General features: G+C 67.8%; 23 protein-coding genes and 1 tRNA gene. 8 read left to right on the forward strand and 16 right to left on the reverse strand.

Annotated features, from left to right (window positions below; translation table 11 throughout):
- Positions 1-26: 26 nt before the first annotated feature.
- From QM748_RS10710 to QM748_RS10725, 4 genes are read right to left on the reverse strand one after another with little or no spacing between them, the layout of a single operon-like run.
- Complete coding sequence (locus QM748_RS10710; RefSeq protein ID WP_415246959.1) at positions 27-1,262, reverse strand: NADH:flavin oxidoreductase; 1,236 nt, start codon at positions 1,260-1,262, stop codon at positions 27-29.
- A 46-nt stretch (positions 1,263-1,308) separates the two neighbouring features.
- Positions 1,309-2,898: a FadD3 family acyl-CoA ligase gene (locus QM748_RS10715; protein WP_415246960.1), complete on the reverse strand. Its 1,590-nt coding sequence runs from the start codon at positions 2,896-2,898 to the stop codon at positions 1,309-1,311.
- A 13-nt stretch (positions 2,899-2,911) separates the two neighbouring features.
- Positions 2,912-3,670, reverse strand: coding sequence for an SDR family oxidoreductase (locus QM748_RS10720; protein ID WP_415246961.1), 759 nt, complete (start codon positions 3,668-3,670; stop codon positions 2,912-2,914).
- A 20-nt stretch (positions 3,671-3,690) separates the two neighbouring features.
- Entirely contained in the window at positions 3,691-5,400 is a 1,710-nt protein-coding gene (locus tag QM748_RS10725; protein ID WP_415246962.1) for an FAD-binding protein, read from the reverse strand.
- Positions 5,401-5,592: 192 nt separating this feature from the next.
- Between QM748_RS10725 and QM748_RS10730 the strand changes: the two genes are divergently transcribed.
- Complete coding sequence (locus QM748_RS10730; RefSeq protein ID WP_415246963.1) at positions 5,593-7,074, forward strand: FAD-dependent oxidoreductase; 1,482 nt, start codon at positions 5,593-5,595, stop codon at positions 7,072-7,074.
- 75 nt (positions 7,075-7,149) lie between these two features.
- Here QM748_RS10730 and QM748_RS10735 read toward each other — a convergent pair whose 3' ends face one another.
- Positions 7,150-8,580 (reverse strand): coniferyl aldehyde dehydrogenase, encoded by a 1,431-nt coding sequence (locus tag QM748_RS10735; protein WP_415246964.1) that lies wholly within the window; start codon positions 8,578-8,580, stop codon positions 7,150-7,152.
- 199 nt (positions 8,581-8,779) lie between these two features.
- Here QM748_RS10735 and QM748_RS10740 point away from each other — a divergent pair, with 199 nt between their 5' ends.
- From QM748_RS10740 to QM748_RS10765, 6 genes are all read left to right on the forward strand, one after another.
- Entirely contained in the window at positions 8,780-9,757 is a 978-nt protein-coding gene (locus QM748_RS10740; RefSeq protein ID WP_415246965.1) for a flavin reductase, read from the forward strand.
- Between the two features lie 44 nt (positions 9,758-9,801).
- Entirely contained in the window at positions 9,802-10,575 is a 774-nt protein-coding gene (locus QM748_RS10745; RefSeq protein WP_415246966.1) for a glucose 1-dehydrogenase, read from the forward strand.
- Positions 10,576-10,586: 11 nt separating this feature from the next.
- Entirely contained in the window at positions 10,587-11,375 is a 789-nt protein-coding gene (locus QM748_RS10750; RefSeq protein ID WP_415246967.1) for a fumarylacetoacetate hydrolase family protein, read from the forward strand.
- A gap of 92 nt (positions 11,376-11,467) precedes the next feature.
- Positions 11,468-12,394, forward strand: coding sequence for an acetaldehyde dehydrogenase (acetylating) (locus QM748_RS10755; protein ID WP_415246968.1), 927 nt, complete (start codon positions 11,468-11,470; stop codon positions 12,392-12,394).
- A gap of 26 nt (positions 12,395-12,420) precedes the next feature.
- Positions 12,421-13,455 carry a 4-hydroxy-2-oxovalerate aldolase gene (gene dmpG, locus QM748_RS10760; RefSeq protein ID WP_415246969.1) on the forward strand — a complete coding sequence of 345 codons (1,035 nt, stop codon included), beginning with the start codon at positions 12,421-12,423 and terminating at the stop codon, positions 13,453-13,455.
- Positions 13,456-13,757: 302 nt separating this feature from the next.
- Entirely contained in the window at positions 13,758-15,365 is a 1,608-nt protein-coding gene (locus QM748_RS10765; RefSeq protein WP_415246970.1) for a diguanylate cyclase domain-containing protein, read from the forward strand.
- Here the strand turns inward: QM748_RS10765 and citF are convergent.
- Together citF and QM748_RS10775 are read right to left on the reverse strand one after the other, a co-directional pair.
- Positions 15,346-16,839 carry a citrate lyase subunit alpha gene (citF, locus tag QM748_RS10770; protein ID WP_415246971.1) on the reverse strand — a complete coding sequence of 498 codons (1,494 nt, stop codon included), beginning with the start codon at positions 16,837-16,839 and terminating at the stop codon, positions 15,346-15,348. The two genes, QM748_RS10765 and citF, sit on opposite strands and share 20 nt — an antisense overlap.
- 171 nt (positions 16,840-17,010) lie before the next feature.
- Positions 17,011-17,628 (reverse strand): PolC-type DNA polymerase III, encoded by a 618-nt coding sequence (locus QM748_RS10775; RefSeq protein ID WP_415246972.1) that lies wholly within the window; start codon positions 17,626-17,628, stop codon positions 17,011-17,013.
- Between the two features lie 164 nt (positions 17,629-17,792).
- Here QM748_RS10775 and QM748_RS10780 point away from each other — a divergent pair, with 164 nt between their 5' ends.
- Complete coding sequence (locus QM748_RS10780; protein ID WP_415246973.1) at positions 17,793-19,145, forward strand: sigma-54 interaction domain-containing protein; 1,353 nt, start codon at positions 17,793-17,795, stop codon at positions 19,143-19,145.
- Between the two features lie 88 nt (positions 19,146-19,233).
- Here the strand turns inward: QM748_RS10780 and QM748_RS10785 are convergent, their stop codons facing one another.
- The 9 genes from QM748_RS10785 to ispB all read right to left on the reverse strand — a co-directional run bounded on the left by QM748_RS10785 (position 19,234) and on the right by ispB (position 26,078).
- Complete coding sequence (locus QM748_RS10785; protein WP_415246974.1) at positions 19,234-19,908, reverse strand: MBL fold metallo-hydrolase; 675 nt, start codon at positions 19,906-19,908, stop codon at positions 19,234-19,236.
- Positions 19,909-19,921: 13 nt separating this feature from the next.
- Positions 19,922-20,374 (reverse strand): ferritin-like domain-containing protein, encoded by a 453-nt coding sequence (locus QM748_RS10790; protein ID WP_415246975.1) that lies wholly within the window; start codon positions 20,372-20,374, stop codon positions 19,922-19,924.
- 7 nt (positions 20,375-20,381) lie between these two features.
- Positions 20,382-20,693 carry a ferredoxin family protein gene (locus QM748_RS10795; protein ID WP_415246976.1) on the reverse strand — a complete coding sequence of 104 codons (312 nt, stop codon included), beginning with the start codon at positions 20,691-20,693 and terminating at the stop codon, positions 20,382-20,384.
- Positions 20,690-21,991, reverse strand: a complete 1,302-nt coding sequence (locus tag QM748_RS10800; RefSeq protein WP_415246977.1) for an FAD-dependent oxidoreductase — start codon at positions 21,989-21,991, stop codon at positions 20,690-20,692. Before QM748_RS10800 ends, QM748_RS10795 begins: the two co-directional genes overlap by 4 nt.
- Positions 21,991-23,109 (reverse strand): electron transfer flavoprotein subunit alpha/FixB family protein, encoded by a 1,119-nt coding sequence (locus tag QM748_RS10805; RefSeq protein ID WP_415246978.1) that lies wholly within the window; start codon positions 23,107-23,109, stop codon positions 21,991-21,993. The genes QM748_RS10800 and QM748_RS10805 overlap by 1 nt, the downstream gene beginning before the upstream one ends.
- On the reverse strand, positions 23,106-23,969 hold the full coding sequence (locus tag QM748_RS10810; RefSeq protein ID WP_415246979.1) for an electron transfer flavoprotein subunit beta/FixA family protein: 864 nt from the start codon (positions 23,967-23,969) through the stop codon (positions 23,106-23,108). The genes QM748_RS10805 and QM748_RS10810 overlap by 4 nt, the downstream gene beginning before the upstream one ends.
- A gap of 55 nt (positions 23,970-24,024) precedes the next feature.
- Entirely contained in the window at positions 24,025-24,615 is a 591-nt protein-coding gene (petA, locus tag QM748_RS10815) for a ubiquinol-cytochrome c reductase iron-sulfur subunit (protein ID WP_415246980.1), read from the reverse strand.
- A gap of 381 nt (positions 24,616-24,996) precedes the next feature.
- Positions 24,997-25,073 (reverse strand) — tRNA-Pro (locus QM748_RS10820).
- A 36-nt stretch (positions 25,074-25,109) separates the two neighbouring features.
- Positions 25,110-26,078, reverse strand: a complete 969-nt coding sequence (gene ispB, locus QM748_RS10825) for an octaprenyl diphosphate synthase (RefSeq protein WP_415248054.1) — start codon at positions 26,076-26,078, stop codon at positions 25,110-25,112.
- Between the last annotated feature and the right edge of the window lie 27 nt (positions 26,079-26,105).

Raw genomic sequence — 26,105 nt, forward strand, 5'->3', positions numbered from 1 at the left:
GCAATCGCCACCCGTGATTGGCAGCTTCAGCCCGCCGCCCTCACCCGGTTCAGCGCCGGATCGTTCGGCGGATTCAGCACGCACATGGTGCCCGCCGGGTGGTAGATGTAGGGAATGCAGCGGTTGCAGTTGGTACAGCCCGACACCGCAGTTTCGCCGCGGCGGAACTTGTCGATCAGCTTCGGATCGTGAATCAGCGGCCGCGCCATCACCACCGCGTCGAAGCCTTCGGCCATCGCCTGCTCGGCGTTGGCCAGCGAACGCGCGCCGCCGAGGTAGCCCAGCGGCACATCCACCGCGGCGCGGATGCGGCGCGAATATTCGAGGAAGTACATCTCGCGGAAGCTGACCTTGGGCGTGCCGAACTGCGCGGCCTTCATCATCAAGCCGGTCAGCCAGCTGCCCTTGAGCACCTTCTTCATTTCGTCCATGTCGAAGTTGCTGCCGAACATGAACCAGCCCGATTCGATGTTGCGCCCGCCGGACAGCACCAGCAGGTCGGCGCCGGCCTGTTGCAGCAGGCGTGCGGTGACGATGGCGTCGTCCACCGTGGCGCCGCCGGGCACGCCGTCGGCGACGTTGATCTTGGCCAGCACCGCCATGCGCTGGCCGACCTTCTCCTTGACCCGCCGCAGCACTTCGACCGGAAAACGTGCGCGGTTCTCCGCGCTGCCGCCGTATTCGTCGCGGCGCTTGTTGGAGAGCGGCGAGATGAACTGGTTGAGCAGGTAGCCGTGGCCCATGTGGATCTCGACCGCGTCGAAACCCGCCTGGGCACAGAGCTCGGCGGCGACGACGAACTGGCCGATGACGAGATCCATGTCGGCGCGCGTCATCGCCCGCTGGCGCAGGTTGCCGCGCATGAAGCCGGCCTTGTTGAAGCCGCCGCTGGCGCTCATGGTCGGGCCTTCGACCTTCACCGAGGTGACGAAGGAGCCGCCGTGGGTGAGCTGGTAGGAAATGGCGCCGCCTTCGGCATGCACGGCGTCGGCCAGCGCCTTCAGGTCGGGCAGGATTTCCACGCGCATCCACACCTGGTTGGGCAAGGTACGGCCGACCTTGGCGACCGCGCCATAGGCCACGGTGGTCAGGCCGACGCCGCCGGCGGCCATGCTGCGGTGGTGTTCGAGCAGCGCCCGTGTCGGCGCACCGTCGAGCACCATGCCCTCGTTGGCGCCGGCGCGGATGAAGCGGTTGCGCAGCGTGATCGGCCCCAGCCTGAACGGGCTGAACAGCGTGTCGCGATCCGGGTTCCGGTTCATGTGCACCTCGCTGGCGTGGGCGGGACAGGCAGGCGGCGCGACGGATTCACGCAGGAACACGCAGTTGCGCCCGCAATTCGTTCTTGTCGACCTTGTTCGACGCATTGACCGGCAGTGCGTCGAAGAAGCGCACCAGGCGCGGCACCTTGTAGTTGGCCATGCGCTCGCGCGACCAGGCGATCAGGCCGGCTTCGTCCAGCGCCTGGCCGGGGCGCGGCACCACGCAGGCGCAGCCCACTTCGCCCATGCGCTCGTCGGGCACGCCGATCACCGCCACCTGGGCGATCGCGGGGTGCTCGGTCAGGGCGGCTTCGATCTCGGCCGGATAGCAGTTGAAGCCGCCGACGATGAACATGTCCTTGAGGCGTCCGGTGATGCGCAGGTAGCCGCGCGCGTCCAGCGTGCCGACGTCGCCGGTGTGCAGCCAGCCGTCGGCATCGATGGTTTCGGCGGTGGCCTTGTCGTCCTGGAAATAACCCTGCATGACGTGGAAGCCGCGCAGGCAGATTTCGCCCGTCTCGCCGGCGGCCAATGGCCGGTTATCGGCATCGACGATGCGCAGTTCGGTGCCGGGAATGGCATGGCCGCTGGTCAGGGCGACGGTTTCGGCGTCGTCGTCGGCTTCGCAGCAGCTCGCCAGCCCGCCGCATTCGGTCAGGCCGTAGGCGGTGAGCACGACGTCGAAGCCCAGTTCGCGGCGCATGCGCTCGATCAACACCGGCGGAATCGTTGACGCGCCGGTGACGGCCACGCGCAGGCTGGACAGATCGGTCTGCGCCAGCCCGGGATGCGCCAGCATCGACAGGTAGAGCGTCGGCGGCCCCGGCAGCACGCTGATGCGGTCGGCCTCGATGCGGCGGAACACCGCCTCGGCGTCGAACACCGGATGCGGCAGCACGGTGGCGCCAGCGATCAGGCAGGTGACCCAGCCGGCCTTGTAGCCGAAGGTGTGGAAGAAGGGATTGACGATCAGGTAGCGGTCGCCGGCGCGGATGCCGGCGATCTGCACATAGGCGATGAAGGCCTGGATGACCTGGTGGTGGGCGCTCATCACGCCCTTGGGGCGGCCGGTGGTGCCGGAGGTGAACATCAGGTCCGAGATGTCGCCGGGTCGAACGGCCTCGGCGCGCGCGTGGGCCCGGGCTTCGTCGATGCCTGCGCCGCTGGCCAGGAAAGCGGCCCAGTCGGTATCCGCGTGCGGCCCGGCCTCGCCGATGGCGACGACTTTTTCCAGCGTCGGCGGCCGGCAGCCGGCCAGCATCGCCGGGTAGTCGGTATCGAGGAAACGGTTGACGACGAACAGGATGCGGCTGCCGCTGCGGCCGATGATGTCGGCGGCCTCGGCGCCTTTCATGCGGGTGTTGATCGGCACCATCGCCGCGCCAGCGCAGTGGATGCCGAGTGCGGCGATGATCCATTCGGCGCGGTTGGGCGCCCAGATCGCGACGCGGTCGCCGGCTTCGATGCCGTGGGCGATCAAGGCGCGGCTGACGGCGAACACGCGGGCCGGCAGGCCGGCATAGTCGATGCGGGTGTCGCCGTCCTCGATGAAGATGCGTTCGCCGTGGCGGGCCGCGGCTTCGAGGACGAGCGCGGGCAGGCTGCGGGCGAGCGGCGGAACGAAGGCTTCGGTCATGGGATGCCGCGCCTCAGATGCTCATGACGAACTGGCCGCTGTTGACGCGCAGCTCGATGCCATTGACCGCGCGCGAGCCGTCCTCGGCGAGGAACAGGATCGCGGCGGCAACGTCGGCCGGCAGGCAGGCGCGGTTCATCGGGTCGGCGTCGATGGTGAAGCGCGCCGGATCCACGCCTTGCGGATAGCTGCCAGCGGTCATCGGCGTCATGATGCCGTCGGGATGGATGGAGTTGCAGCGGATGCGGTACTTGGCCCGGCGGCAGTGCGCGGCGACCGCGCGCGTGAGGCCGGAGATCGCGGCCTTGGAGGCGCCGTAGGCGGCGTAGTCGTCGCGGCCGGCGATGCCGGCAATCGACGAGATGTTGATGATCGAACCGCCGCCGTCCTTCATCAGCGCCACGCCGGCCTTGCAGCCGAGGAAGACGCTGTCGGCGTTGATCCGCATCAGGCGCTGCCAGTCGTCCAGCGTGGCATCCTCGATCGAGCCCTTGAGCAGGATGCCGGCGTTGTTCACCAGGATGTCGAGGCGGCCGAAGCGCTCGCGCACGGCCGCGGCCACCATGTCCCAGTCGGCGGCCGAAGCCGCGTCCTGGCGAATGAAACACGCCTTGCCGCCCAATTCCGCCGCCAGCGCCTCGCCGGCCTCGACGTTGAGGTCGGTCAGCACCACCTGCGCACCTTCGCGCACGAAGGCCTCCACCGTGGCGCGGCCCACGCCGCTCGCGCCGCCGGTGACCAGCGCGATCCTGCCTTCGATTCGTCCTGCCATGCCTGTCTCCTGATGAAGCGTCACGCCTGCGCGGCGATGTGATTGGCGGCGATGTAGCCGAAAGTCATTGCCGGGCCGAGCGTGGCGCCGGCGCCCGGATAGGCCGTGCCCATCACCGAGGCCGAGGTGTTGCCGATCGCGTAGAGCCCGTCGATCGGCGAGCCGTCGGCGCGCACCACGCGGGCCTGGGCGTCGGTCAGCAGCCCGCCCTTGGTGCCGATGTCGCCCGCATCCATGCGCATGGCGTAGAACGGACCTTTCTCGATCGGCGCCAGGCAGGGGTTGGGCTTGACGTTGACGTCGCCGTAGTAGCGGTCGAAGACGCTGTCGCCGCGGCCGAACTCGGCATCCTTGCCCCTGCGGGCGTACTCGTTCATCTTCGCCACGGTGTCGGCCAGGCCGGCGGGGTTGACGCCGATCTGGCGGGCCAGCGCGTCGAGGGAGTCGGCCTTCCAGTACACCGTGCCCAGCCATTCCTTGCGCAGCCGGCCGTCGGGCATGATCTGCGCCGGCATCAGCGGTCCCATTGCATAGTTGAAGCGGAAGCCGGCATCGAAGATGCACCATGCCGGCACGTTCCTGCCGCCGGTGGCGGCGTTGTCGCGGTACATCGCATCGCCGAATTCGAGATAGCCCTGGGCCTCGTTGCAGAAGCGCCGGCCCAGGCCGTTGACCACGATCGCGCCCGGAAAGGCGCGCTCGGCGAACACGCCGCGCGGCTTCTCCTCGCCGGTCACGGCGATGGTCGGCGCCCACCATGCCCAGTCGAGCAGGTCGGTGGCGGCGCCCGCCGCCAGGCCGGCTTCGAGCGCGGCGCCGGTGTTGTTGCCGGGCGGCGTCGCGCTCCAGCGCGCCTGGGTGGGCTGCGGCAGGTATTTTTCGCGCAGCGCCTGGTTCTGCTCGAAGCCGCCGGCGCCGAGGATCACGCCCCGGCGGGCGGTGAGCGTCATCGGCAAACCGTCGCGCTCGACCCGCACGCCGGCGACGCGGCCGTCCTCGATCACCAGCTCGCGGAAATCGGTCTTCAGCCACAGCGGCACCTTGCGATCCATCAGCGAGGCGCGCAGCGAGCACACCAGCGCGCTGCCGAGCGCGGCGCGGCGGTCGTACTTGGTCTTCTTGCGCCATTTGAAGTCGAGCTTGTAGCGCAGCATCAGGCCGAGCACTTTCAGCCGCCAGCCGCGCTCGCGCGCCATCGCGACGTGGGCGTCGCGCGCCGTCCACGAGATGCGTCCCATCAGCAGCGTGGCCGGCGAAGGGCGGCGCAGATGCTGGAGTTCGTCGCCGAGCACGCTGGTGTCGAACAGCTCGGGGTCGAGCGAGCGCCCGCCCGGCAGCGCGCCCGGCAGGTGCTGGTAGTAGTCGGGATACTTTTCCGCCACCGCGTAGCGCACGCGGGATTTGATCTCGAGGTAGCGGATCATCTCCGGCGCCTGGGCGAGATAGGCGCGCACCTTGGTTTCGTCGGCCTTGCCGCCGCCGGCGGCGAGGATGTAGCGCAGCGCCTCGTCCTGGCTGTCGTGGCCGCCCTTGGCGGCAAAATGGTGGTTGTTCGGGATCCAGATGCCGCCGCCGGAGATCGCCGAGGTGCCGCCGAACTTGTCGCTCTTCTCGATCACCAGCACCGACAAGCCCTTGTCGGCGGCGACGACCGCCGAGGTCATCGCGCCCGCACCCGAGCCGACGACGATGACATCCCAATCCGTCCGAGACCGATCCTGCTCGCTCACGCTCCACCCCAGTTGCTGTTGCAATGTCGCCGATGTTGGCGGCAGTCCCGGCCGCGCTCATCGTCAATGCGGACTATGGTGCAACCATCGTTCAATCGGAGGATGCGGCGACATGCCGGGGTCTCGATGATCGGGCGGGCAGAGCGTGCCGCAGGGACGACGCACGCCGGACACAGACAAAGGAGACTCGGCATGACCCAGGACACGACACCGGCCCACAGCCCCGCCCGCCCCTGCCGCATCGAGGACGTGCCGCGCTGGGACATCGACACCGACGTCGCCGTGATCGGCCTGGGCGCGGCCGGCAGTTGCGCGGCGATCGAGGCACGGCTTGCCGGTGCCCGCGTGCGGGTGTTCGAAGTCGCTTCCGCGCCGGGCGGCAGCGCGGCGCTGTCGGGCGGCGAGATCTACGCCGGCGGCAGCGGCGGCACCAGCGTGCAGCGCGCGCACGGCTTCGAGGACAGCACCGAGGATCTCTACACCTACCTGATGATGGCCGGCGGCCCGGGCGCCGATACCGGGCGCGTGCGCCTGTACGCCGAAGGCGCGGCGGCGCATTTCGACTGGCTGGGAACGCAGGGCGTGCCGTTCAAGGGCAGCTACCTGCCGGGCAAATGGATCGAGCCGACGACCGACGACACCTTGCTGTGGTCAGGCAGCGAAGCCGCCTGGCCGTTCAGCGCCCGGGCCAGGCCGGCGCCGCGCGGCCATACCGCGCAGTTCGAGGGCTGGGGCGGCGGCAAGGTGCTGATGGAAAAGCTGTGTACGCGCGCCGAGGCGCTCGGCGCCACGCTCCACTGCAACAGCCGGGCGCTGAGCCTGATCGTTGACCGCAACGGCAGCGTGGCCGGCGTGGTGGTGCGCATCGACGGCGAGGAAAAATACGTGCGTGCGCACAAGGGCGTGATCCTGTGCGCCGGCGGCTTCATCGTGAACCGCGACATGGTGGCGCGCTATGCGCCGGGCGCGCTGGCCTGCACCCAGCCCGTCTCCGGCGGCAACGACGACGGCTCGGGCATCCGCATGGGCATCAGTGTTGGCGGCGCGACCATCCACATGGATCAGTTCTTCGCCACCATCCCCTTCTTCCCCCCCGAGTCGCTGGTGAAGGGCATCTTCATCAACGCGCGCGGCGAGCGCTTCATCAACGAGGACGCCTACCACGGCCGCGTCGGCCATTACGTGCTGCGCCAGCCGGAAGGCAAGGCCTGGCTGCTGGTGGACAACGAGATTTTCGGCCGCCCGGTGATCGAGCCGGACATCCCGATCGCCGCCGTGGGCGAAAGCTGGGAGGAAATCGAACGGGAGCTCGGCCTGCCGGCGGGCGCGCTGGTGCATACCGTGGAGACCTTCAACCGCAACGCCGCCGAAGGCCAGGATCCGCTGTTCCACAAGGCGGCCGACTGGCTGCGCCCGCTCACCGTTGCGCCCTTCGCCGCGCTCAGCTACTGCGCCGGCGAGCTGAACGCGCACGCTTTCACGATGGGCGGCCTGCACACCCGCCCGAGCGGCGAAGTGCTGGACGCCGACGGCAAGCCGATCGCCGGCCTCTACGCTGCCGGCCGCTGCGCCTGCGGCCTGCCGCGCTGGGGCGAAGGCTACAGTTCGGGCATGTCGCTGGGCGACTCGACCTTCTTCGGCCGCCAGGCCGGCATGACCGCCGCCCGGCGCTGACCGGACGCCCATACAGAAATGCCGCGTCCGCCCTCTCCGGGCGGCGCGGCATTGCCGGCTTCGACAGCGCAGCGCTCAGGGCGTGACCTGCGCCTCCATCATCGCCAGGAACTGGTCGGAATACGGCGGCAGCAGCCCCCATTCGCGGCGCGGATCGTAGGCCGGCGCCTTGAACACCGTGCGCGCGTGGCTGAATTCGAGGAAGCCTTCGCGGCCGTGGTAATGGCCCATGCCGGAATCGCCGATGCCGCCGAAAGGCGCGTCCTCCATCGCCGCGTGGAACATCGCTTCGTTGATCGTCACGCCGCCCGACAGCGTGTGCTCCAGCACCTGCTGCTGCTCGGCCTCGTCCTCGCCGAAGTAGTACAGCGCCAGCGGCCGCGGCCGGGCATTGATGTCGGCGATCACTTCGTCGATGGCGTCGTAGGATCTGACGACGACGGCGGGGCCGAAGATTTCCTCGCGCATGATCGCGCTGTCCGCCGGCGGGTCGATGACGATGCTCAATGGCCGGCGGCGGTCTGCCCCGCCGGCTGCTGCCGGTGCGCATTCGACGCGAGCGCCTGCACGGGCGGCGTCGCCGACACAGGTTTCGACGCGCGCCAGATGGCGGGCGTTGACCACCGCCACCATGTCCGCGTTGCCCACCACGCTCGGAAACAGCTCGCCGAAGCTGCGCTTGAGCGCGGCGACGAAATCCTCGAGCTGCTCGCGGGCGACGTAGACCACGTCCGGGTTGACGCAGAGCTGGCCGGCGTTGGTGGCCTTGGCGACGGCGATGCGGAAGGCCGCGGTGGCGAGGTCGGCGCTGCGGGCGACGATGGTCGGCGACTTGCCGCCGAGTTCCAGCGTCACCGGCACCAGGTTCTGCGCGGCGTTGCGCATCACCGCCCTGCCCACCTGGGTGCTGCCGGTGAACACGATGTGGTCGAAAGGCTGAGACGTGAAGGCTTCGCCCATTTCCGGCCCGCCGGTGACGATGCCGACTTCGAGCGGATCGAACAGCTCGGCCACGGCCTCGGCCACCACCTGGGCGGTGCGCGGCACGACTTCGGAAGGCTTCAGGATCGCCCGGTTGCCCGCAGCCAGCGCGCTCGCCAGCGGGCTGAACAGCGTGAACAGCGGCGCGTTCCAGGTGCCGATGATGCCCACCGTGCCCTTGGGCTGGTACATCACCCAGGCCTGGGCGCCGAGCTGGTCGTAGGGCGGAAAGGCCGTGCGCGGCTCGCTCGCCATCCACGGCTCGAAATGGTCGCGGGCGTACTTCAGCGAGGTCAGCGAACCGAGCACGTCGTTCATCAGCGAGTAGCCCTTGGGGCGGCCGCCGAAGTCGGCGTCCATCGCTTCGGCCAGCGGCTTGTGGTGCTTCACCAGCAGGTCGATCGCGGTCTGGATGCGGCGCCTGCGCTCGGCGGCGCTCACGGCGCCGGCGGCGGCAAAGGCCTGGCGCTGTTGCTGGAGCAGGCCGGCGAGGCCCGCGGCGGTGGTGATGATTTCTTTCGTCACGGTTATCGCTCCGGTTGGGAAAGCGTACGCATACGCCAGGCCGCGACCTTAACCCGCGGCCCCGCCGTTCGCGTAGTCCGATCGGACGAGCGGGACCGGCGGACGGCATGCGAAACGGTAGTCCGTTGGGACGATGACCCTGCCCAGGGCGGATTCCATACTCGGCTCCACCTCCCCTTCCGCCCCTTCGAGACACGACATGACGACGCACAAGGGCTTCGACCCGCAGGCATTCCGCGCCGCGCTCGGCACCTTCACCACCGGGGTCACCATCATCACCACCCGGGCCCAGGATGGCGAACTGGTCGGCATCACCGCCAACAGCTTCAACTCGGTATCGCTGAACCCGCCGCTGGTGCTGTGGAGCCTGGCGAAGAACGCGCGCAGCCTGCAGGCCTTCTCCACCACCACGCACTGGAACGTGCATGTGCTGGCCGCCGACCAGGAAGCCTTGTCCGGCCGTTTCGCCCGCCAGGGCGAGGACAAGTTCGCCGGGCTCGAACTGGACGAAGGCATCGGCAAGGCTCCGCTGCTGCAGGACTGCACCGCGCGCTTCCAGTGCCGCACCGCCTTCAGCTACGACGGCGGCGACCACATCATCTTCGTCGGCGAAGTGCTGGCCTACGACCACGGCGACCGCCCGCCGCTGGTGTTCCAGAGCGGCCAGTACGCGCTGGCCGCCCGCCGGCCGCGCGAGGAAGTACGCCTGGGCGCGACGCCGCCGCCCGAGTGCAGCTACACCGAAGACCTGCTCGGCTACCTGCTGGGCCGCGCGCACTACCAGATGCTGCATGCGCTGCGGCAGTTGCTCGACACCCAGGCGCTGGACGAGCGTTCCTTCTTCATCCTGTCGGTGCTGTCGATCCGCGACCGCCTGACGCTGGACGAACTGAATACCTTCATCGCCTATACCGGCATGCTGGCGACCGCCGATTCGATGGCCGCGCTGGAAGGACAGCGCCTGGTCGCGCTCAAGGACGACGGCGAAGAGGCCCGCTACGTGCTGACCGCCGACGGCCGCGAAGCCTCGCTGCGCCAGATCGCGCTGGCGAAGGCGGTCGAGGAAGACATCGCCGCCAGGCTCGGCACCGGCGACACCATGGCGCTGAAGCTGCTGCTGAAGCGCCTGATCGCCAGCAGCGATCCGGGCATGCCCGATCTCTGGTCGCCGCGCTGATCTCCGCCATTCCTTCCCAACGGCAGCACGACACAGGAAAGCCCATGTCCCTCATCGAACGTTTCCGCCTGGACAATCAGGTCGCCATCGTCACCGGCGGCGGCCGCGGCATCGGCCGCGCGATCGCCCTGGCCTATGCCGAAGCCGGCGCCGACGTGGTCTGCGCCGCGCGCACGCTGGCCGACGTCGAGGCCGTCGCGGCAGAAATCCGCGCCCTCGGCCGCCGGGCGCTGGCGGTGCAGTGCGACGTCACCGACCTGGCGCAACTGGCGAAGCTGGTCGACGCCGCGGTGGCGGCCTTCGGCCGCATCACGCATCTGGTGAACAACGCCGGCGGCTCCGGGCCCAACGACCCGCTGAAGATGTCCGCCGACAAGTTCGAGCATGTGTTCCGCTTCAACGTCACCTCGGCCTACGAACTCACCCGCCTGTGCGTGCCGCACATGCGCGCGGCCGGCGGCGGCAACGTGCTCAACATCACCTCGGGCGCCGCCCGCTATGCCCAGCCGCATTTCAGCGCCTACGGCACCGCCAAGGCCGCGCTGAGCCAGCTCACCCGCCTGCTGGCGCATGATTTCGCCCCCGAGGTGCGTATCAATGCGATCGCGCCGGGGCCGATCATGACCGCCGCGCTGGATCGCGCTCTGCCGGCCAACATGCGCGAGGGCATGATCCGCAACACGCCGCTGCAGCGCCTCGGCGAAGTCGAGGACATCGCCGCCGCCGCGCTCTATCTCGCCACGCCGGCCGCCGCCTGGGTCACCGGCAAGATCATCGAAGTCGATGGCGGCGCCGAATCGAGCGTATGGCCGGGCTGAGGACTGCGAACATGGACGACACCCTGATCCGCCGCCTCGGCGACGAACTCTACGACGCGCTGCGCCAGCGCCGCACGCTGGCACCGCTGACCGAGCGCCATCCGGACATCGGCATCGACGACGCCTACCGGATCTCGCTGCACATGCTGGTCCGCCGCGAAGCCGACGGCGAGAAGGTCGTCGGCAAGAAGATCGGCGTCACCAGCAAGCCGGTGCAGGACATGCTGAACGTGCATCAGCCCGACTTCGGCTTCCTGACCGACGCGATGCAGCACGCCGACGGCGCGACGATTCCGCTCGCCGCCACGGGACTGATCCAGCCGCGCGCCGAAGGCGAGATCGCCTTCATGCTGAAGTCCGACCTGCAAGGCCCCGGCGTGAGCCGCGACGACGTGCTGGCCGCGACCGCCTGGGTCGCGCCCTGCTTCGAGATCGTCGATTCGCGCATCCACGACTGGAAGATCCGCATCCAGGACACCGTGGCCGACAACGCCTCCTGCGGCGTGTTCGTGATCGGCGAGCAGCACACCGACCCCGCCGGGCTGGACCTGGCGGCGGTACGCATGCGCATGACGCGCAACGGCGAGCCGGCCGGCGAAGGCCTGGGTTCGGCAGTGCAGGGCCATCCGGCCGAGGCCGTGGCCTGGCTGGCCAACACCCTGGGCCGCTTCGGCATTCCGTTCCGCGCCGGCGAGCTGATCCTGTCCGGCTCGCTGGCACCGCTGGTGCCCGCCTGCGCGGGCGACCGTTTCGACATGGAAATCGAAGGGCTCGGCCGCTGCTCGGTCGCGTTCGACTGATTTCGACCGCTTGCAGGCGCGCGGCGGCAGCTTCCCCTCCCTCCTCCGCCGCTGCGTGCCCTGCAACCCTGTGCTTCCGGAGAGCGAATTTCATGAGCAACAAGATCAAATGCGCGCTGATCGGCCCTGGCAACATCGGCACCGATCTGCTGTACAAACTCAAGCGCAGCCCGGTGCTGGAGCCGGTGTGGATGGTGGGGATCGACGCCACCTCCGAAGGGCTGGCGCGCGCCCGCGAGATGGGCCTCAAGACCACGGCCGACGGCGTTAACGGCCTGCTGCCGCACGTGCTGGCCGACGGCGTGCAGATCGCCTTCGACGCCACCTCGGCCTACGTCCATGCCGAGAACAGCCGCAAGCTCAACGAACTGGGCGTACTGATGATCGACCTCACCCCGGCGGCGATCGGCCCCTTCTGCGTGCCGCCGGTCAACCTCGTCGAGCACGTCGGCAAGGGCGAGATGAACGTCAACATGGTCACCTGCGGCGGCCAGGCGACGATCCCGATGGTCGCCGCAGTGTCGCGCGTGCAGCCGGTCGCCTACGGCGAGATCGTCGCCACCGTGTCGTCGAAATCCGCCGGCCCCGGCACGAGGAAGAACATCGACGAATTCACCCGCACCACCGCCGGCGCGGTCGAGAAGGTGGGCGGGGCGAAGCAGGGCAAGGCCATCATCATCCTGAACCCGGCCGAGCCGCCGCTGATCATGCGCGACACCGTGCACTGCCTGACCGAGACCGAACCCGACCAGGCCGCGATCACCGCCTCGATCCACGCCATGATCGCCGAAGTGCAGAAGTACGTGCCCGGCTACCGCCTGGTCAATGGCCCGGTGTTCGACGGCAAGCGCGTCTCGGTCTTCCTCGAAGTCGAAGGCCTGGGCGACTACCTGCCCAAGTACGCCGGCAACCTGGACATCATGACCGCGGCCGGTGCGCGCACCGCCGAGATGTTCGCCGAGGAGATCCTCGCCGGGCGCCTGAAACTCGAACCGAACCGCGCAACGATGGCGGCCTGAACGGCCGCCCGATGAAGGAGATGAACATGGAACTTCGCGGCAAGAAAGTCACCGTGCACGACATGACGCTGCGCGACGGCATGCACCCCAAGCGCCACCTGATGACGCTCGAGCAGATGAAGGCGATCGCCACCGGGCTGGACGAAGCGGGCGTGCCGCTGATCGAGGTCACCCACGGCGATGGCCTGGGCGGCAGCTCGGTCAACTACGGCTTCCCGGCGCACAGCGACGAGGAATACCTCGGCACCGTGATCCCGCTGATGAAGCAGGCCAAGGTCTCGGCGCTGCTGCTGCCGGGCATCGGCACCGTCGATCACCTGAAGATGGCGCACGAGCTGGGTGTCGCCACGATCCGCGTCGCCACCCACTGCACCGAGGCGGATGTCTCGGAACAGCATATCGGCATGGCGAGAAAGCTCGGCCTGGACACCGTCGGCTTTCTGATGATGGCGCACATGAACAGCCCCGAAGGGCTGGTGAAGCAGGCGAAGCTGATGGAAAGCTACGGCGCCAACTGCATCTACGTCACCGACTCGGCCGGCCACCTGCTGCCCGAGACCGTGAAAGCGCGCCTGGGCGCGGTGCGCGAGGCGCTGAAACCCGAGACTGAACTGGGTTTCCACGGCCACCACAACCTGGCGATGGGCGTGGCCAACAGCCTGGCGGCGCTCGAAGCGGGCGCCACCCGCATCGACGCGGCCGCGGCCGGGCTGGGCGCGGGGGCAGGCAACACGCCGATGGAAGTGTTCATCGCGGTATGCGACCTGATGGGGATCGAGACCGGCGTGGATGTGTTCAAAATCCAGGACGTGGCCGAAGACCTGGTGGTGCCGATCATGGACTTCCCGATCCGCATCGACCGCGATGCGCTGACGCTGGGTTATGCCGGCGTCTATGGCTCCTTCCTGCTGTTCGCCAAGCGCGCGGAGAAGAAGTACGGCGTGCCGGCGCGCGAGATCCTGGTCGAGATGGGGCGGCGCGGCATGGTCGGCGGACAGGAGGACATGATCGAGGATACCGCACTCAACCTGGCGAAGGCACGGCAGCTGGCACCCGCCTGAACGCCGCCCGAGACGACGCCCTCGGCATCGCGTTGCCAGCCGGCGTCACCTGCACCGCGCCGGCCGCCGCCAGCTTGCCGCTCATGCGCGCGTCGAAGCCGTAGTCCCGACGCCCCAGTCAGCGACGCGTAACACCGCGGCTGCGCCGCTCGAGCGGGACTGTCCGGCCTGCTCGAACGTGCACTCCTGCACGGCGCAGCGAAACAAGCGCAACACTCCCTTCATCCTGAAAGCACAATAGGCTGCCCAGCCCCTCCCCGGGGGCTGGGCCGATGCCGTTCACTTAACCATCCGCGATATCCATGCACGTCCCCACCCTTCTTCTCCTGAACATCACCATGGGCGCAGTCGTGAGCCTGACGCTCGCCTTCGCCGCCCGCCGGTACCGGGAGTTGTGCATATGGGCAGGTGCGATGGCGATGTACGGCCTGGGTTATGCGCTGCTCGGGCTTCGCGGCCAGATCAGCGACGTATGGTCGATCGTGGGCGGCAACACCTGCATTGCGCTGACCATGGCGCTGCTGGGCGAGGGGATCTACCGCTTCCAAAAGCGCCCTGCCCCCCGCCTGCTGCTCTGGCTTCCGGTGGCCCTGACGGTTTTCTGCTTTGCCTGGTTCATCGACGACATGGAGCGGCGCCTGATCCTCGGCGGCTCGATCGTCGCCGTGCAGCTCGCGATACTGCTGGTGCCGCTGCTGGAACAGCGGCGGACGACGATCGGACAGGGGCAGTACGTGCTCATGCTGGGCCTTGCCGCGGCGCTGTGCGGCATGTGCATGCGCATCATCCATGTGCTGAACGGACATGTGCCCGAGACCCTGTTCGACCAGGACCTGGCCTATACCCAGATCTTCTTCGGCTCCATGCTGGCACTGCTGATGGTCGCCGCGGGCGTGATCCTGATGGTGCATGAGCGCACGCACGAAGAACTGCTGACCAGCGAGCAGCAATACCGCCGCCTGATCGAGTCGGCGCACGAAGGCATCTGCATTCTGGACGGAAGCCGCTGCAGCTTTGCCAACCAGCGGATGGCCGAACTGCTCGGCGGTTCGGTCGAGGATCTGCTCGGCGTCGAGTTCATCGACCTCGTCTACGCAGACGACCGTCCCCTGGCGCTGGCCCGCTATGTCGCCCACCGTTTCGCTTCTTCGGATCGTGAGGCCTTCGACATCCGCCTCATCACCCGGCATGCCGGCCCGCTCTGGTTCCGGGTCAGCGGCATGCCGATCCAGTGGCATGGCCGGTCCGCCACGCTCGCCTTCCTCAGCCAGATCCACAAGCGCAAGCTGATGGAAGAGCACGTCCGCCAACTGGCCTTCCACGACGAGCTGACCACCTTGCCCAACCGCCGCCTGCTGCTTGACCGCCTGCGGCAGGCCATCGCGCTGAACCGCAGCAGCGGCCAGCACGTCGGCCTTCTCTTCATCGATCTGGACAGGTTCAAGAGCCTCAACGATCAGCATGGGCACCATGCCGGCGACCAGCTGCTGACCGAAGTGGCCCGGCGCCTGCGCATGCAGGTCCGCGACAGCGACACTGTGGCCCGCCTGGGAGGGGATGAATTCGTCGTCCTGCTGCAGTCCCTGCATGCCGATCCCGGCCTGGCGCGGGCGCACGCCTGCGAGATCGGGCGGAAGATCCTGCAGGCGCTGGGCACCCCTTACCGGCTCGCCGGCAACGCAGGCGGCAGCCCTGACGTCATCCATCGCTGTTCGGGCAGCATCGGCATCCACGTCTCGAACGATCCGGATGCGTCCGTCAACTCGTTGCTCAACCAGGCAGACGCGGCGATGTATCTCTCCAAACAGGCCGGACGCGGACAGATCCGGTTTGCCGATCAGGGCTGCCGTTCGGAAGCCGCCGGCTGGCGCGGAAGCGCCGAGCCGGCAGTCAATCCTGCACAGCCCTGACGACGTCGATCACCGTGCCGTCGCGATATTCCACGAAGGCGACGATACGTCCGCGGGACGAGGCCTCGGCCGGCGGCTTCGTCGCCTGCCTGGCGGCGATGTCGCGCAGCGCCCCGATCGGCACCACCGGCAGGCCGGCGGCCTGCAGCCGCGCCGCGAGTCCGGTGCGCAGCGGATTCACCGCGACCCCTGCTTCGGTGACCAGCACGTCGATCGTCTCGCCGGGCGTGGTGACCACGCTGACGCGATCCACCACCTTGGCGAAGCCGCCGGCATTGAGCTTGGTCGTGACGATCGCCAGCTTCGCCCCTGCGGCGGTGTCGGCATGGCCGCCCGAGCCGCCGAGGATCATGCCGTTGGTGCCGGTGGTGACGTTGACGTTGAAAGCCGTATCGATCTCGGCCGCGCCCAGGATCACCACGTCGAGCTGATCGACGACCGGACCGCGGTTCGCCGGGTTGGCATACAGCGAGGCCGACATCTCCATGTGGGCGGCATTGCGGCGGAAGGAATCGACCGCGCCGAGATCGAAGCACTGGACGTCCAGCAAAGTCCTGAACAGCCCCTGCTCGAGCATCTCGACGAGATAGGAGGTGATGCCGCCGGAGGCGAAACTGCCGGTGATCCCGCGCGCCATCATCAGCTCGCGCAGCGCGGCGGCAACGGCCAGCGAGATGCCGCCGGCACCGGTCTGGAACGACAGGCCGTCCTTCAACAGCCCGGATGCCTGGATCACCTGCGCGGCGGTACGCGCGATCTCCAGCCCGACCGGGTCCGTGGTCGCCCGCGTGGTCCCGGAGACGATGCCCGCCGCATCGCCGATGGAGTCGACCTCGACCACGTAATCGACGAAGTCCTGGGTGATCTGGGCCGGGCTGGCGGGATGGGATACGAGGTGGTCGGTGACGGCCACCACATGCCTGGCATGGCGGACATCGACCAGCGCATAACCCAGCGTGCCGCAGGCCGAGCGTCCATCGGTGCCGTTGATGTTGCCGCAGCAGTCGGCCGTGGGCGCGGCGACGAAGGCGACGTCGATCGGCAGTTCTCCCGCCATGATCGCCCGCGCCCGCCCGCCGTGGGTGAGCATGCGCACCGGCTCGGTCAGCTCGCCGCGCGCGATGGCCTCACCGACCGCGCCGGAAATATAGGTCGCGCTGATCCGGCCGACGACGCCCGAACGGATGTGTTCGACCAGCGGCGCATGCACCGGAAACAGCGAACTGGCCGCCACATGGATGTCGCGCAGCCCGCGCCGCGCGATCTCGGCCAGCACGAGGTTCAACAGGTGATCGCCATTGCGCAGATGGTGGTGGAACGACACCGTGCCGCCGTCGGCCAGCCCGCAGGCATCCAGCGCGTCGCCGATCGACGCCAGCAGCTTTCCTTGCCCGGAACCGCGCCCGGCCTTCCCGCCCGCTCCAGCAAAAGGCCGCAGTTGCGCGGGGATGTCCCGTCCGATGGCGTTGATCATGTTCGTCTCTCCGTCTTTCGATTCGATGGGCCGGCATCTGGGTGCGCCGCTGGTGCGCATCGTATCCAAGGCGCAGGGCGGAGAGGTATCGCGCATTGCTTAACCCGGCCTTCACGAAACCGGAAGTCCGCCCGGACGCTCATTCGGGAGCGCCACGCATCCACGCCGGCTTCAGGAAAGCGCTGAGCGCGCCGCCGCCAGGCATTTCTGCAGCTGCGCCTTCGGCACGCGCTGGATCCGCCGCAGCAGTTCGGCCGACACCCGCGGCACCTGGTGGCGCAGGCGCAATTCCTCTTCCAGCCGCAGCAGCAGGCTGGCCGCCATCTCGGCATCGGCCAGCGCGCGGTGGTAGCGGCCGGCGACCGGCAGCTTCGCATATTCGACCAGCGCACCGAGCTTGTGGCTGGGCGCCTGCGGCAGCAGGCGGCGGGACAGCAGCAGCGAACAGACGAAGTCCTGCCGGCGCGTGCGCTGGATGCGGGCGAGTTCGGCATCCCAGAACTTGGCGTCGAAGGAAGCGTTGTGGGCGACGATGGGCATGTCGCCGACGAAGTCGGACACTTCCCGCATGACGTCCCCGGCCGGCGGCGCATTGCGGACCATGGCCGTGGATATCCCGGTCAGGGATTCGATGAAGGCCGGAACGCGCACGCCTGCGTTCATCAGGCTCTGGTATCGATCGACCACCCTGCCGTCTTCCACGATCACCACCGCGACCTCGGTCGCCCGGTCGCCCTGCGCGGGCGACATCCCCGTGGTCTCGAAGTCGATCACCGCCACCGCTTCCATGTTCAGAGCACCTGATGATTTCCAGGGCCGGAACTGTAGCCGACATCAGGCGGATTCGGCCATGCCGACCGCCGCGCCGAACAGATGGCTGGCTGCGTCCGTCATGCACCTCTTCTGCCAACATGGCAGAATCGGTCCGACTCTCCTGCCACACAGTCACTCTCATGGCATCCACGCCGCGCGCCCTGCCCGAATTGATCTCCTTCATGGAGACCCTGCCGGAGCCGCACATCCTGTGCGGCCGGGATTACCGCATCATCGCCGCCAACGCGGCATACCGCCGCTCGTATCCGGCCGGGCAGAGCGTGGTCGGACGGACCTGCTACGACGTGTCCCACCATTACAGCGTTCCATGCGACCGGGCGGGCGAATCCTGCCCGCTGGCGAACAGCCTGCAGTCGGGGCAGCGCGAGAAGGTGCTCCACCTGCACCACACGCCGCGCGGCGAAGAGTACGTCACCATCGAACTGTCTCCGGTCCGCGATGCGGAGGGCGAGATCGCCTGGTTCATCGAGAAGATGGAGCCGATGCAGGTCGCGCGGGGCGTGACGGGCCACCAGGGGCTGATCGGGCGCGCACCCGCCTTCCAGCGCATGCTCGAAATGGTGATGCGGGTGGCGCCGTCGGAAGCCAGCGTATTGCTGCAGGGCGAGTCCGGCACCGGCAAGGAACTCGTCGCCAGCGCGGTCCATGCCGCCAGCAGCCGGGCGGACGCGCCTTTCGTCGTGGTGGATTGCTCGGGTTTGCCGGAGACGCTGTTCGAGAGCGAAGTCTTCGGCCACGAGCGTGGCGCCTTCACCGGCGCAGTGGCGCGCAAGCAGGGGCTGGTGGAAGCGGCCAGCGGCGGCACGCTGTTTCTCGACGAGATCGGCGACATTCCGCTGAGCATGCAGGTCAAATTGTTGCGCCTGCTCGAAACCGGCACTTACCGCAGGGTCGGCTCGACCGAACTGCGCCGTGCCGACGTGCGGCTGGTTTCCGCCACGCACCGTCCGCTGCGGCAGATGATCCGCGACGGCAGCTTCCGCCAGGACCTGTACTTCCGCATCAATGCCTTTCCGATCCTGGTGCCGCCCTTGCGCGAGCGGCGCGAGGATCTGCCATTGCTGGCGGCCTCGCTGCTCGAACGGGTGGCACCGCGCCGCCGGCTGAGCCTGTCGCCGGCAGCGCTGCAGGCCCTGTCCGCCTATGCCTTCCCCGGCAACGTGCGCGAGCTGCGCAACGTGCTGGAGCGTGCCAGCCTGATGTGCGACGGCGAGCTGATCAACGTCGAGCATCTCGCCGAAGAAATCCGCGACCCGGATCAGCCCGTCCATGATGCTGCACATGCTGGCCGGGAAAGTGCCACCGAGGCGCAGTCAGGGTTTGACCTCGGCCAGATCCAGCGCCAGGCGCTGGTCCAGGCGGTACGCGACCATCGCGGCAGCCGCCAAGAGCTGGCGCAGAAGCTGGGCTTGAGCGAGCGCACGCTCTATCGCCGGCTAAGGGCGCTTGGCCTCGGTCGCCAGACACGCTGAGGCAGTCGCCGGAACGCACCGTCCTCCAGGCAATGCGCGACGGTCGCACCGGCATCCACCCTGCTTGCATACGCCGGGCGCAACCGGTTCACAAGGCGGCGGCGCTCGTCGTTCTTCGCGCCAGCATGCCCGTGATGAAGGTGTCCCGACCGTGCTGCATCATGGGCGCCAGACGCATCTTCAGTTCCTCCAGCGTTGCGACGCGGCGCGCCTCGATCGGATGGGCGGGAAAGACCAGGGTTTCTTCCGGCAGCACGAAAACGCGCCGGACCAGGGAATCGAAAAGCCTCCCCGGCTCGGCCTCGCCGCCGCCAGGCGCGCAACAGTCCAGGTCGAACAGATCGCCGCAGAAAAGACGATCCTGCCAGAGGAAGCTCAGGCTGCCATGGGTGTGGCCGGGCGAGCCGATCACGTCGATCGTCTCCGCACCGAAGGGGATCGTCGCGCCGTGCCCGGCACGGCGCAGCCGCGCCGCCGGCATGCCGGCCATCTCGAGCTCATCGCCCGCCAGCAGGCAGGCACTGGTGCGGCTGCACAACTCTTCGCATGTGTCGGCATCGGCCGCATGGACGTGGGTGCGAAGCACGTACTTCAACTCGACGCCACGCTCTTCCGACAGCGCGAGAATCAGTTCGGTCTGCCCACGCGGCGGGTCGATGACCACGGCAGCCTTTTCGGCCAGGTCGGCCAACAGATAACCGATCAGTCCCGTCTGCAGCCCCTCGATCGGCCTGAACTGCAGCGGCATCACTCTGCCAAGCATGGCGGCTGCCTCTCTACTCGTTCCTGGCCAGCAGTTCATGCAGCTTCGCCACATGCTCCGCTTCTTCGTCGGCGAATTCGGCAGCCATGGCCTTCACCAGCGGGTCGGCCGAGCCGGCCGCGATCGAGCGGTAGAAATCGAGGCCGTCCTGCTCGCTCTCCAGCGCGAGCCTCAGCGCCGCTTCGACGTCCATGAGTCCGTCGACACCCCACCACGGCGCGGCCTCGGGCGGCTCGCCATGCGGCCATTCGTAGCCGTCCTGCGGCAGGTCCCGGATGTGCCTGAAGCCGGCCCGCGCCATCGCATCCTCGAGGTGCAGCCGGGAGAAATCAGCGAACTGGCGGAACACCGCCTCCACTTCGGCGTTGCAGTGAGTGGCCATGTGCTCGGCCAGTTCGTCGAAACGCCTCGCCGACTCCGCCTCCAGACGCACGGCATGGGCCAGGAACTTGCGGATACCGTTCATCGCACGATCAGCCGAACTTGAAGAGGATGCCGAAACCGCCGCGCGGGTAGTTCCAGTTGACATTGGCTTCGTTACATACCAGCCGGCAGGTGCCGCATTCGAGGCAGCCATCGACGACGAGCTCGATGCCGCCGTTCTCCGCGGCGCGCCAGCAGCCCGCGGGGCAGCACACGGTACAGGGTTGGGCTGCACACGCCGCGCAGACCGCAGCGTCACGCAGCTTGATGTGCGGCCTGCCGACATCGACGCGGTAGCGGTCCTGGAAGAGCTTTTCTTCCACATTGACCCTGGGCAGCAGGGGTTCTGCAAGCATGTTCATCGAAAGGCTCTCCAGAACTTGTAGGCATCGCCCAGCAGGCCGAGCAGCGAGCGCCTGCGCGCCAGTTCGCCGAAGATCTTCTTCTGCTTGTCGCGCTTGGGCTCGCCGTTGACGGTGAGCATTTCCCGCGCGGCATGGCCGACGAAGCGCGGATACAGGTCGAGGATGTGCGGGTTCCGATGAAGCAGCTCCGGCACGCCCTGGTATTTCTTCATGTCGGCCATCACGAAGCTGTCGTCCAGCCCCTGCCTGTAGCCCGCCAGATTGGCGGCGTCGAACGGCTTGCCGGCCTGGCGCAGCGCGATCAGCGTCTCCGCGGCGATGCGGCCGGAAGTCATTGCCAGGTTCGAGCCCTCGCGATGCACCGCATTGACGAAGCCAGCCGAATCGCCGACCACCAGCCAGCCTTCGCCATGCAGCTGCGGCAGCGCGCGGTAGCCGCCTTCGGGGATCAGGTGGGCGGAGTACTCCTTCATCTCGGCGCCGTCGATCAGGGGCTGCACGGCGGTGTGGCGCTTCAGCGCTTCCAGCAACTGGCAGGGCGTGATCTGCTGCCGTTTCATGTCGCCCAGCATGCAGCCGATGCCGATCGCGATCGAGTCCTTGTTGGTGTAGAGGAAGCCGGTGCCGACCATGCCGTGGGTGACGTTGCCGGCGATCTCGATGGCCACGCCCTGGGTGCCGCTGATGTTGAAGCGTGCTTCCAGGGTTTCCTTGGGCAGGAACAGCACCTCCTTCACCACCAGCGCCATGTCCTCGGCCTTGATCGCGGGACGCAGGCCGGCACGCTCGCCGAGCAGCGCGTTGGCGCCGTCGGCGAGGATCACGCAGTCGGCAAGGATGTCGCCCTGGGCGCGCTCGGTGCGCACGCCGATGACCTTGCCGGCGACGTCCTTGAGCAGGCCGGTCACCGTGGTCTCGCAGATCACCAGCGCGCCGGCGCGCTTGACCTGCTCGGAGAACCAGCGGTCGAAGCGTGCGCGGATGATGGTGTAGCGGTTGTACGGCTGCTGCGAGAAGCGCGCGTCGCGATGGGTGACGCCGGTACAGGCCTGGTTCTCGTCGAGCAGCCACATCCGCTGTTCGGCGACGTGCCGCTCCAGCGGCGCCGAGTCGCGGAAGTCGGGGATGATCTTCTCCAGCGCATCGGCGTAGAGAATCGCGCCCTGCACGTTCTTGGTCCCCGGTGATTCGCCGCGTTCGAGCTGGAGCACGGACAGTCCGCCGCGAGCGAGGGTGTAGGCCGCGGCATTGCCGGCCGGGCCGGCGCCGACGACGATGACGTCGAATTTCTCCATCACACCGTCTCCTCCGCCGCCTGCGCGCGCCGCGCCTGCGCCTCGGCGAGGCGCCGGGCGAAGGCGCGTTCGAGCGCCGGCAGCAATTCGGCAGCGCTGCCGATCAGGGCGTAGTTGGCGAAATCGAAGATCGGCGCCTGCGGATCGGGATTGATCCCGGCGATGACGTCCGCGCCCTCCATGCCGACCCGGTGCTGCACCGCGCCGGAGATGCCGGCGGCGATGTAAAGCTTGGGCCGCACGGTCTTGCCCGACTGGCCCACCTGGCATTCGACGTCGGCCCAGCCGGCATGCACCGCCGGGCGGGAGGCGCCCACTTCGGCGCCGATGGCGTTCGCCAGGCGGGTCACGAGGGCGAAGTTCTCCGGCTTGGCCAGGCCCCGGCCGCCGGCGACGATGAAATCGGCGAACGGCAGCTGGGGTTTGTCGGCGCGGGCGTCCGGGATGAAATCGAGCACCTTGGTGACGACCGCGGACTCGTCCAGCTCCAGGCCGTGCTCGACGACGCGCGGCAGGCGGCCCGGCTGGCGCACAGGCATGGCCATCACGCGCGGCCTGACCGTGGCCATCTGCGGCCTTGTCGCCAGGTTGACGATGGTGCACATCAGGCTGCCGCCAAAGGTCGGGCGGCTCGACAGCAGCGAACGGTCGCTGGGGTCGATGTCCAGCCCGGTACAGTCCGCGGTCAGGCCGGTCAGCAGCGTGGTCGCGACCGAACCGGCCAGATCGCGCCCCTGCGTGGTGGCGCCGAGCAGCAGGATTTCCGGCTGGTAAGTGTTGACCAGCTCGGTCATCCCGGTGGTGTAGGGCTGGTTGCGGTAATCCTGAAGCACCGGATGCCGGGCCAGGTAGCACAGGTCGGCACCGTAGGCACAGGCCTCCGCGGCCAGTTCCTTGACCGCCTCGTCCATGCCGCCCAGCAGCACCCCGGCCAGTTCCACGCCGAGCTTGTCGGCAAGCTCGCGCCCCTTGCCGAGCAGCTCCCAGGACACCGGGTGCACGTGTCCGTGCTCATGCTCGATGAAGACCCACACGCCCTTGTAGGACTTGAAGCGCTCGGGCAGGACGCGCTTGGGTTTCTTGATCGGCTTGGCGGCCGTGTCGAGTGAATCGCTCATGGCTTGCCTCCCTGCCGGCCGAGCAGCGCCAGATGCTCGAGCATGGCGTCCTCGAGCTGGGGATGGTCGGCGAACAGCTTGTCCACGAAGGCCTCGGCGATCGCATCCGCGGTGTCGCCGTCGATGCGCAGCGCCTTGACCGACTTGGGCTTGGGCCCGAAGACCTGGGCGACCACCGTGGGCGAGCCTTTCAGCCCGACCTGGGAGAGCTCCACGCCGATGCTGTCGCGGTTCCAGCGCTGCACTTCCTGGCGCGCCGCCCTGAACATGCCGGGCATGTCGGCGAAGCGGAGTTCATTGCTGCCTTCCAGCATCGTCACCACCGCAGGCAGCGCCGACTCCAGCACCTGCACGCCGCCTTCTGCCCTGCGTTCGACGACGATGCGCCGCGCCGCCGGATCCAGCTCGCGGAGTTTCGACACGTAGGTCAGCAGCTGCCAGCCGAGCCTGATCGCGATGCCCGGACCGACCTGGGCCGTGTCGCCGTCGATGGTCTGCTTGCCGGTGAAGACCAGGTCGATCGGCGTCTGCGCATCCAAGGTTTTCAGCGCAGCCGCCAATACATAGGAGGTGGCGAGCGTGTCGGCACCGGAAAACACCTTGTCGGTGATCAGGATGGCTTCATCCACGCCGAGGGACAGGCACTTGCGCAGTGCCTCCTCGGCCTGGGCGGGGCCCATCGTCAGCACGGTGATCCGGGCGCCGGTACGATCCTTGATCCGCAGCGCTTCCTCGAGCGCGAACAGGTCGTAGGGATTGACGATGGTCGGCACGCCCTGCCGCATGATCGTGTTCATGACCGGGTGCACACGGATCTGCGCGCTGTCGGGAACCTGCTTGATACAGATGGCGATGTGCATGGCATTCAATCCCCTCTGCAAGGAGTCGGCGACGATTTCATCGATCCGGCCCTCATCACGCAGAACTGCTGCCGTCATCGCCGATCAGCACCACGGCGTCCGACAGCCACTGGTATGGCGGCACTTCGAGGTTGGTCGGCGCCGGCTGGCTGAGGTAGACACGGCCGGCCAGATCGAAGATCGAGCCATGGCAGGGGCACAGAAAACCGCCCGGCCAATCCTGCGACATCCCTTGCGCAGTGCCCTGCACGAACTTCTCCGATGGCGAGCAGCCGAGGTGCGTGCAGATGCCGATCACGACGAGAAACTCCGGATTGACCGAGCGATGGCGATTGGCAGCGTATTCAGGCTGCTGCTTCTCCGACGAGGCAGGATCGGCCAGGCGCTGCTCGTGGCCTTCCAGCGCGGCCAGCATCTCGGGCGTGCGGCGCAGAATCCATACCGGCTTGCCGCGCCACTCCACGGTCATCATTTCGCCCGCCGCCAGCTTGCCGACATCGGCTTCGACCGGCGCCCCGGCAGCCTGGGCACGGCTCGACGGCGTCAGGCTCGCAACGAAAGGAACCGCAGTCGCTGCCGCCGCAACCGCCCCTGCCCCGGCAGCAGCAGCCAGCAACTTGCGGCGGTCTTCGAGGTATTCGGACATCGACTGCTCTCCCGGCAATGAGGAAAAAGAAGCAAGGCCGGGACACACGCCATCCAGTCCAGCAAACTCTGCCGGGGGTTGGGCCGAAGAGGGAACGGCCCAGGCAGGGATTTGGCCGGCGGCCTTGCTTCGACAGCTCTTCTGCAAGCCGCGTGCCATTGCTGAGATGCCGCGGAATACGCGGGAAACAAGGGATGCTGCAGTACGGCCGTACCGGATCACTGCCATTTACCGCCAATACTGACACCATTACTGTCAGCCGCTGACACAGACAGCCATGGGACGGCGCACATCGTTTGACAGTCCGTTGACGTGAATGTGGAAAGCCAAAAAGCAAAACGCCCAAGTGATTGACTCACTTGGGCGTTTCTCGGGAATTTTTGGTCGGGGAAAGAGGATTCGAACCTCCGGCCCCTGCGTCCCGAACGCAGTGCTCTACCAGGCTGAGCTATTCCCCGACACTTGTTTGCTGCCTTGCGAAGCCCACCAATATATCAGTGATTTCGCTCAACTGCAAAGTGGGACAATTGTAGCAGCGCATCCTTGAAAATGGAAGGGGGCAGCACCGAAATCGCGTCGATCGCCAGCCTGGCTTCGGCCTCGGCGTAGCGGCGGGTTTCTTCCAGCGCGCCGGTGGCTTTGATCGCCGCCAGCACGGCGGCGAAATCATCGCGCCCACCGTTCTCGATGGCACCACGCACCAGTGCGGCCTGTTCGGGGGTGCCGTGGCTCATGACGTGGATCAGCGGCAGCGTGGGCTTGCCTTCGGCCAGGTCGTCGCCAAGATGCTTGCCGGTATCGGCCTCGTCCGCGGAATAGTCGAGCACGTCGTCGATGAGCTGGAAGGCGGTGCCGAGATGCATGCCGAAGGCCGCGAGACGCTGCTCGGTTTCTTCGTCTGCACCGCCGATGATGCCGCCCAGGCGGGACGCAGCTTCGAACAGCTTGGCCGTCTTGTAGCGGATCACACGCAGATAGTCCTCGATGAGGACATCTGCGTTGTGACAGTTGAGCAATTGAAGGACTTCGCCTTCGGCGATGATGTTGGTGGCGTCGGCCAGCACGCGCATCACGTGCATGTTGTCCACACCGACCATCATCTGGAAGGCCCGGGTGTAGAGGAAATCACCCACCAGCACCGAGGCCGCATTGCCGAACATCGCATTTGCGGTCTTGCTGCCACGGCGCAGGTCGGACTCGTCGACGACATCGTCGTGCAGCAAGGTCGCGGTATGGATGAACTCCACGACCGCCGCCAGTTCGTGGTGGTGCGTCCCCTTGTAGCCCATGGCCCCGGCGGTGAACAGCACCAGGGCAGGGCGCAGGCGCTTGCCGCCGCTATGGATGATGTATTCCGCGACCTGGCGGATCAGGACCACGTCTGAATGGAGACGGCTGCGGATGGCCGCATCCACCGCCTGCATGTCGGCGGCGATCGGCGCAAAAAGCTGCTTGACGGACAAGGCGGACACGCTGGCGGAAAAAGCGTG

Origin of the sequence: Thauera sp. (assembly GCF_047601425.1) — a bacterium.
Classification (GTDB): Bacteria; Pseudomonadota; Gammaproteobacteria; order Burkholderiales; family Rhodocyclaceae; genus Thauera.

Bases quoted from the DNA above. Each gene is read 5' to 3' on its own strand.
- QM748_RS10750 (WP_415246967.1), top strand. From the start codon at position 10,587: ATGGACGACACCCTGATCCGCCGCCTCGGCGACGAACTCTACGACGCG.
- QM748_RS10755 (WP_415246968.1), top strand. From the start codon at position 11,468: ATGAGCAACAAGATCAAATGCGCGCTGATCGGCCCTGGCAACATCGGC.
- QM748_RS10775 (WP_415246972.1), bottom strand. From the start codon at position 17,628: ATGGAAGCGGTGGCGGTGATCGACTTCGAGACCACGGGGATGTCGCCC.
- dmpG (WP_415246969.1), top strand. From the start codon at position 12,421: ATGGAACTTCGCGGCAAGAAAGTCACCGTGCACGACATGACGCTGCGC.
- QM748_RS10720 (WP_415246961.1), bottom strand. From the start codon at position 3,670: ATGGCAGGACGAATCGAAGGCAGGATCGCGCTGGTCACCGGCGGCGCG.
- QM748_RS10740 (WP_415246965.1), top strand. From the start codon at position 8,780: ATGACGACGCACAAGGGCTTCGACCCGCAGGCATTCCGCGCCGCGCTC.
- QM748_RS10800 (WP_415246977.1), bottom strand. From the start codon at position 21,991: ATGGAGAAATTCGACGTCATCGTCGTCGGCGCCGGCCCGGCCGGCAAT.
- QM748_RS10810 (WP_415246979.1), bottom strand. From the start codon at position 23,969: ATGCACATCGCCATCTGTATCAAGCAGGTTCCCGACAGCGCGCAGATC.
- QM748_RS10765 (WP_415246970.1), top strand. From the start codon at position 13,758: ATGCACGTCCCCACCCTTCTTCTCCTGAACATCACCATGGGCGCAGTC.
- petA (WP_415246980.1), bottom strand. From the start codon at position 24,615: ATGTCCGAATACCTCGAAGACCGCCGCAAGTTGCTGGCTGCTGCTGCC.
- QM748_RS10795 (WP_415246976.1), bottom strand. From the start codon at position 20,693: ATGAACATGCTTGCAGAACCCCTGCTGCCCAGGGTCAATGTGGAAGAA.
- QM748_RS10785 (WP_415246974.1), bottom strand. From the start codon at position 19,908: ATGCTTGGCAGAGTGATGCCGCTGCAGTTCAGGCCGATCGAGGGGCTG.
- QM748_RS10780 (WP_415246973.1), top strand. From the start codon at position 17,793: ATGGCATCCACGCCGCGCGCCCTGCCCGAATTGATCTCCTTCATGGAG.
- QM748_RS10745 (WP_415246966.1), top strand. From the start codon at position 9,802: ATGTCCCTCATCGAACGTTTCCGCCTGGACAATCAGGTCGCCATCGTC.
- QM748_RS10805 (WP_415246978.1), bottom strand. From the start codon at position 23,109: ATGAGCGATTCACTCGACACGGCCGCCAAGCCGATCAAGAAACCCAAG.
- QM748_RS10730 (WP_415246963.1), top strand. From the start codon at position 5,593: ATGACCCAGGACACGACACCGGCCCACAGCCCCGCCCGCCCCTGCCGC.
- QM748_RS10715 (WP_415246960.1), bottom strand. From the start codon at position 2,898: ATGACCGAAGCCTTCGTTCCGCCGCTCGCCCGCAGCCTGCCCGCGCTC.
- QM748_RS10790 (WP_415246975.1), bottom strand. From the start codon at position 20,374: ATGAACGGTATCCGCAAGTTCCTGGCCCATGCCGTGCGTCTGGAGGCG.
- citF (WP_415246971.1), bottom strand. From the start codon at position 16,839: ATGATCAACGCCATCGGACGGGACATCCCCGCGCAACTGCGGCCTTTT.
- QM748_RS10710 (WP_415246959.1), bottom strand. From the start codon at position 1,262: ATGAACCGGAACCCGGATCGCGACACGCTGTTCAGCCCGTTCAGGCTG.